We start from the raw sequence: 6,072 nt of genomic DNA on the forward strand, positions 1-6,072 counted from the left end.
CCGCTTGGCCTTCCGACTTGGTGGACCCCCTGAGTTATTCACTAGAATCTCAAATCCACCAAACTCATCTGCTGTTTGTTTGACCAAAGCTTTCACCTCATCCGGCTTTGTAATATCCGTTGTTTTAAATGAGACTCTCCCTCCTAAACCTGTTAATTCCTTTTGAACTGCTGCGAGTTTCTCTTCATTTCTGCTCGCCAGCATAACATCTGCACCTTCCTTAAGCAATTCAGCAGCAATTGCTTTTCCAAGACCTTGACTTGAAGCAATAACAAGCGCACGTTTATTACGTAAACCTAAATCCATTGTTCTTCCTCCCTTTTACCGTATGATTACATTAGTATAGCTTAACTCCATTAAATATTAAGCGAAAAATCAGATAATATTAAACGCGCTTTTCTAAAAATGGATTTTTTGTGACTATTTGTATTTTATATTACTATCTTGTGTAAAACGATGTATGTTAGAGACAAAGAGTGTTTAAGAAAGGGTGAAGAAAATGTTTCTATATTATTTACTAGGCATATGTATGTTTGGATTTATTGGACTTTTTACCCGTGAACTTTTCAAGAAAAATTAAGGCATGTTTTCATACCTCAAAAAAAACCGGCTTATCATTACTTAGCCGGTTAAAAAGGGGGAAAATGAGAATGTCAGCTGCTTTTACCATACTAAACAACTGTGCTTGCTTTATTAATACCCGCCGTTACATACTCTAAACATTTTGTTTAAAATAAATAAAAAACCCAATCAACGTTAGTTAATTGGGTTTTAACTTTAATTAAATTTAGCAACTGCCTCTTCAACAGCAGCTTTAACAGCATCATTAGTATCCATAGTTAATACAGATACAGCTAATGATTCCATCTCTGATTGTGACAATTTAGTAATCAGTGAGCGAGCCTTTAGAATGGATGTTGCACTCATTGAGAACTCATCAAGTCCAAGACCTAATAACAATGGGATTGCAACTTCATCCCCAGCCATCTCACCGCACATACCTGCCCATTTTCCTTCTTTATGAGCTGCATCAACAACCATCTTGACCAAACGTAAAATAGCTGGATTGTATGGTTGATAAAGGTATGAAACCTGCTCGTTCATTCTATCCGCTGCCATTGTATATTGGATCAAGTCATTCGTACCGATACTAAAGAAATCTACTTCTTTAGCAAAAGTATCAGCCATTACAGCTGTTGAAGGAATTTCGACCATGATGCCAACTTCGATATGATCTGAAACAGACACACCATTTTTTAGAAGCTCTTGCTTTTCTTCTTCAAGAATAGCTTTAGCCTGACGGAACTCACCAAGTGTGGCAATCATAGGGAACATAATCTTTAAGTTTCCAAACGAGCTTGCTCTAAGAAGAGCACGAAGCTGTGTACGGAATATTTCCTGTTCTTCAAGGCATAACCGAATTGCACGGTGACCAAGGAAAGGATTCATTTCTTTCGGTAAGTTCAGGTAAGGAAGTTCCTTATCTCCACCGATATCAAGTGTACGTACAACAACTGGTTTTCCTGAAAGACCTTCTAACACAGCTTTATACGCTTCGTATTGTTCATCTTCAGTTGGAAGCTGATCTCGACCCATATACAAGAATTCAGTACGATAAAGGCCTACACCTTCACCGCCATTTTGAATAACACCTGTTATATCTTTAGGTGTTCCGATATTAGCAACCAATTCAACTTGTTTACCGTCAGCAGAAATAGTTGGCTCATTTACAAGTTTAGCCCATTCAGCTTTTTGTGCTTCATACGCTGTATACTCATCTTCATAGCGCTTTACTAATTCTGGAGTAGGATTAATATGAACAACCCCTGTTAATCCATCAACAATGACTAAATCACCGTTCTGAATTTCCGCTGTTGCTGCTTTCGTTCCAACCACTGCAGGAATTTCCATAGAACGAGCCATAATTGCCGAGTGAGAAGTTCTTCCACCTACATCAGTAGTAAAACCTTTAACAAATTGACGATTTAGCTGTGCTGTATCCGAAGGAGTTAAATCTTCTGCAATGACGATTACTTCTTCTGCAATCATGCTAGGATTAGGGATTTGAACGCCTAATAAGTGTCCAAGGACACGCTTAGTAACGTCACGAATATCAGCTGCGCGCTCCCGCATATATTCATTATCCATTTGTTCAAACATCGTAACAAACATATCTGCTGTTTCTTTAAGAGCGAATTCAGCATTTATGCTTTCAGACTTAATTCTATCTTCAACGGGAGTCAAGAGTTCTGGGTCAGATAAAACAAGCAAATGCGCTTCAAAAATAGCTGCTTTATCGGCACCCAAATCTATTTCTGCTTTATCTCGGATGCTTTCAAGTTCTTGTTTTGACGTTTCAATGGCTGCTCTGAACCGTACTTGCTCATCAGCTGGAACTTCTATTGTCCGTTTTGATGTGCTTAGTTCTGGTTCAATCAAGCGATACGCTTTAGCAATTGCAATACCATTTGAAGCGGCAATCCCATTTAATAATGATGACATTACTCAGCTAATCCTTCTTTATTCAATGTATCAGCCAGCGTACGAAGCGCATCCTGCTCGTCACTACCTTCAGCAGTAATCGTAATATCAGCATCTTTACCAATTCCAAGAGACATTACGCCCATAATAGATTTAAGGTTAACTTTTTTACCATTAAACTCAAGATTAATATCTGAATCAAATTTACCCGCAGCTTGTACAAGTAGTGTTGCTGGACGAGCATGAATTCCTGTTTCAGCGATTACTTTAAATGATTTTTCGACCATGTTGATCATTCTCCTTCATATAAGTTAATTGGGTCTTTCTTATCAAAGTCAACTATTTAAAAATCACTTAGATTTCCATATGAAGGAACACATTGGAAATGAAAGCATTTACAGTTGACTTGTGGCACTAAATTACTACTAACCCCTCTACAGAATAGCATTCCTTGAGTAATCCTACAATTTTTATCTCTTAAAAAAGCGTGTAAATTTAATTTGTCTTTTTATATTGAATTTTATTACAACTTTACATGATTATACGAAATTCTTAGAGCGGCTGAATTCTGCTTATCACACATCCAACTGTGCATGTTTGGTAAAGAATGCACGGTATCCGAGGATAATAAACAGAACAACCGTTAATGATACACTGCCAAGAATACCAAGCAAAATGGCAATTAGGTATTCAATCGCTACTAATGGGCTGATTCCAGCTAGCATTTGCCCTGTCATCATGCCAGGCAGGAAAATAATGCCCTTCCCTAACATATTGTTGAGTGTAGGCAATACTGCAGAATCAAATGCTTTATCAACAAATATCTTACTTGCTTTGGCAGGTGCCGCACCGAGCATTAATGCTCCTTCCACCTTATCACGATGTCCTTTTAAGTTATCGAGACTTTTTAGAGCTAACGTTATACCTGTCATCGCATTTCCGACAATCATTCCGGCTATCGGGATAAAGTAACGTGGTTCATACCATGGCTTAAAGCGAATGACGATACTGGTAAAATACAACAATGCAAAGAGTGGACCGCATAGCATCGAAAGAGCGATTACTCCTTTTATCTTATTGCTAAGCGGAAAACCAGTACTCTTAAAAATAGTATAAATAGACAATAGCGACATTGCAGCTAAGAATAAAGTCGTGAGCAGGGGATTCGGGTTAGCAAGTAGATATGTCAATATATACCCTGCAAGAACAAGTTGGCTCGTCATACGGAATGTTGCGATATTGATTTGTTTTTCCCGAGCAATCCCTCTCCACCTAACAATAATCAATAAGACAAAGACAAAAAAAAAGCAGCCATCAATCGCCAAAACTCTATATCTATTATTTCTTGTCTTTCCATATTAATCCCTTCACGGAGCAACTTTTTTATAAGATTATTTGATGTTCAGAATAAACGTCCGCCAGTATTTTCGAGTGAGAAATCATGAATGATGACCCTTCTGTTTTTTGTACAACCTGAAAAAACCGAACCACTTGCACCCACTAAAGTCGGAATAACCCCTTCATTTATTTTCATATGCTGAATGTTTACAATATCGGAATACACTACCTTTTCGAACAAAAACACAATCTACATCTCCTTCCCATACTTTTTAGTATAATTCAATTCATAAATTGAAAAAACCGTAGGATTTAGCAAGAATTAAATCCATATGTAGTGTGTTATATTACAATAGATAACGATTAATAAAATGTGGAGGAATACTTATGAAATACAATCGTGACGAACCATTCCGATTTACATTCACCCCCCCTATATCAGGATTTTTCAGTATTACACGCTTAAGAGGGGTAAATGGGCTAAGTCGGAAAGGCCAGATGGAACTGCTTGACATTAGTCCTCGCGGCGTTAAATTTCAATCCATCCTTGATATACCCAAATCAATCGAAATGGAGCTAGTCCTTACGTTCTCTATAAATGAAGAAAAATTTATGCGTTCCGGGAATATCGTTTGGAAACAGGAATGGTCTAAAAACCATACATATGGGTTTATCTTTCATGACGATCTAATCGTTAACAAACGAATCATTGAAGAATTAAAAAAATATAATAAAAGTAAAATAGTCTAACTCCCTCAACATGCATGTATGCACTGGCGGAGTTTTTTATATGGACACTTTCATGCATTATATCAACTCTTGTCGAACGAAATATCCCGATTCAAACCTTATTTGTCCGAAATCTTGGTTTTCCCTCCACAAACCTTTAAATTTCCTAAAAAAAACTGGCCGTAGTGGTGTTATCTTAGTTGTAATCACTGGATTGCTCTTTGGCTATTTCATCTATTCTTTTGTACCTTTACTACACCGGGAATAAATGAAATATGCATATTTCAGAAGGTGTACAATATGGAGGAATTTTCTGCTATAGCTGAGCAATATACGCCCATGATTAACCGTATTATTCGTTCTTTAATGATTTATAAAAATCAAGATGACTATTTTCAAATTGGTTTAATAGCACTTTGGGATGCTTACTCCCTCTATAATCCAGAAAAAGGTAGTTTCCTTTCAATTGCCTACAGCATGGTCAAAGGTCGCATTCTACATGGACTGAGGGATGAAACAAAAACAAACTTACTCGTATCTCCCTTTGAACCAGGATCAGGACAAATTGAAAATACATTAATTACGGAGGATACTCCCTTACAGTATGAATATCTTCTTGCTTATTGTGAAGGGTTAACGGAATCACAAAAAAACTGGGTGCTTTTGACCTTTGATGCACAGTTGTCCATTTCAGAAATCGCTGATCGACAAAATGTGACGATCGCGGCAGTCAAATCCTGGAGGAGGTCAACACTAAAAAAATTGCGGACCTCTTTAAATAGTCTTTAAAGCTGGAGCTTTCCCAGATACGATTCCAACTGATGTGCTGTGATGGTCTTTTTGTGCGCTAAAGGTCATTCAGAAGATAAAAAGGCCGTCGAGTATCTCGACAGCCTGGGCAGCCATTTTGTAATGGCTGCTTCTATTAACTTCTTGCCGTATCTGTATACTGATAGATAATATCAGCATTGTGTTCGGCAATTCCTCTAAAATGTTTGAAATCCGGTCGTTTAATTAATAATTGTCGAAAATCCATAAACTGTTCTTTACTCACCTTATATTCGGAGATTTCTTTATTTGCAAGTTGATCCAGTATTCGTTCTATTTCTTTGGTTTCCATCAAAGATCCTCCTTTTGATGCGTAGATCCTTATCCAACACTTTTACTATTTTAAGTCATCCTTGAAAGACAAGCAATCCTGCTTATGTCTAAAAAACACTATTATGCAAAGTAATTAAGGTAAAAATTACAAGATTATCAATTAAATTCTTTACGTATAGATAAAAATAGTGCAAACTGTATTATAAATTATTTAGTTTCTAGGCTGTATTCAAACGTAAGCTGACTAATCGAATCATTGTCTAGAGTATGTCTTCAAATGATGAGGTGCTTTTGATCTCATTATCGATAACTTAGAAAATGGAAAAGTAAAGGGTGGTCGAGATGAAAAAGGCTGAAGTGGGAAATATTATTGAATTTCGCGAAGGATTACAAGGTATTGTCGAAAAAGTTAACGAAAATTCG

9 protein-coding genes are annotated in these 6,072 nt (G+C 37.0%); 3 read left to right on the forward strand and 6 right to left on the reverse strand.

Annotation, left to right across the window (positions count from 1 at the left end; all coding sequences use genetic code 11):
• The 5 genes from AC52RT_RS02070 to AC52RT_RS02090 all read right to left on the reverse strand — a co-directional run.
• Nucleotides 1–306, reverse strand: a 306-nt coding sequence (locus tag AC52RT_RS02070) for an SDR family NAD(P)-dependent oxidoreductase (protein ID WP_495539207.1), incomplete at its 3' end; no start/stop codon positions are given.
• Between the two features lie 471 nt (nt 307–777).
• Complete coding sequence (ptsP, locus tag AC52RT_RS02075; RefSeq protein ID WP_495539208.1) at nt 778–2,502, reverse strand: phosphoenolpyruvate--protein phosphotransferase; 1,725 nt, start codon at nt 2,500–2,502, stop codon at nt 778–780.
• Nucleotides 2,502–2,768, reverse strand: a complete 267-nt coding sequence (locus AC52RT_RS02080; RefSeq protein ID WP_040375987.1) for a phosphocarrier protein HPr — start codon at nt 2,766–2,768, stop codon at nt 2,502–2,504. The genes ptsP and AC52RT_RS02080 overlap by 1 nt, the downstream gene beginning before the upstream one ends.
• Before the next feature lie 288 nt (nt 2,769–3,056).
• A complete protein-coding gene (locus tag AC52RT_RS02085) occupies nt 3,057–3,767 on the reverse strand; it encodes an ABC transporter permease (RefSeq protein WP_495539209.1) in 711 nt (236 codons plus the stop codon).
• Between the two features lie 116 nt (nt 3,768–3,883).
• Nucleotides 3,884–4,066, reverse strand: coding sequence for a hypothetical protein (locus AC52RT_RS02090; protein ID WP_495539210.1), 183 nt, complete (start codon nt 4,064–4,066; stop codon nt 3,884–3,886).
• Nucleotides 4,067–4,206: 140 nt separating this feature from the next.
• On the opposite strand from AC52RT_RS02090, the gene AC52RT_RS02095 reads away from it, so the two are divergent.
• Nucleotides 4,207–4,569 carry a PilZ domain-containing protein gene (locus AC52RT_RS02095; RefSeq protein ID WP_495539211.1) on the forward strand — a complete coding sequence of 121 codons (363 nt, stop codon included), beginning with the start codon at nt 4,207–4,209 and terminating at the stop codon, nt 4,567–4,569.
• A 279-nt stretch (nt 4,570–4,848) separates the two neighbouring features.
• On the forward strand, nt 4,849–5,337 hold the full coding sequence (locus AC52RT_RS02100; protein ID WP_495539212.1) for a sigma-70 family RNA polymerase sigma factor: 489 nt from the start codon (nt 4,849–4,851) through the stop codon (nt 5,335–5,337).
• Nucleotides 5,338–5,473: 136 nt separating this feature from the next.
• Here AC52RT_RS02100 and ykzS read toward each other — a convergent pair whose 3' ends face one another.
• On the reverse strand, nt 5,474–5,668 hold the full coding sequence (ykzS, locus tag AC52RT_RS02105; protein ID WP_430166260.1) for a protein YkzS: 195 nt from the start codon (nt 5,666–5,668) through the stop codon (nt 5,474–5,476).
• 323 nt (nt 5,669–5,991) lie between these two features.
• Here ykzS and AC52RT_RS02110 point away from each other — a divergent pair.
• A partial coding sequence (locus AC52RT_RS02110; protein ID WP_495539213.1) for a DUF2187 family protein occupies nt 5,992–6,072 on the forward strand: 81 nt, incomplete at its 3' end.

Source organism: Peribacillus sp., from assembly GCF_059453735.1.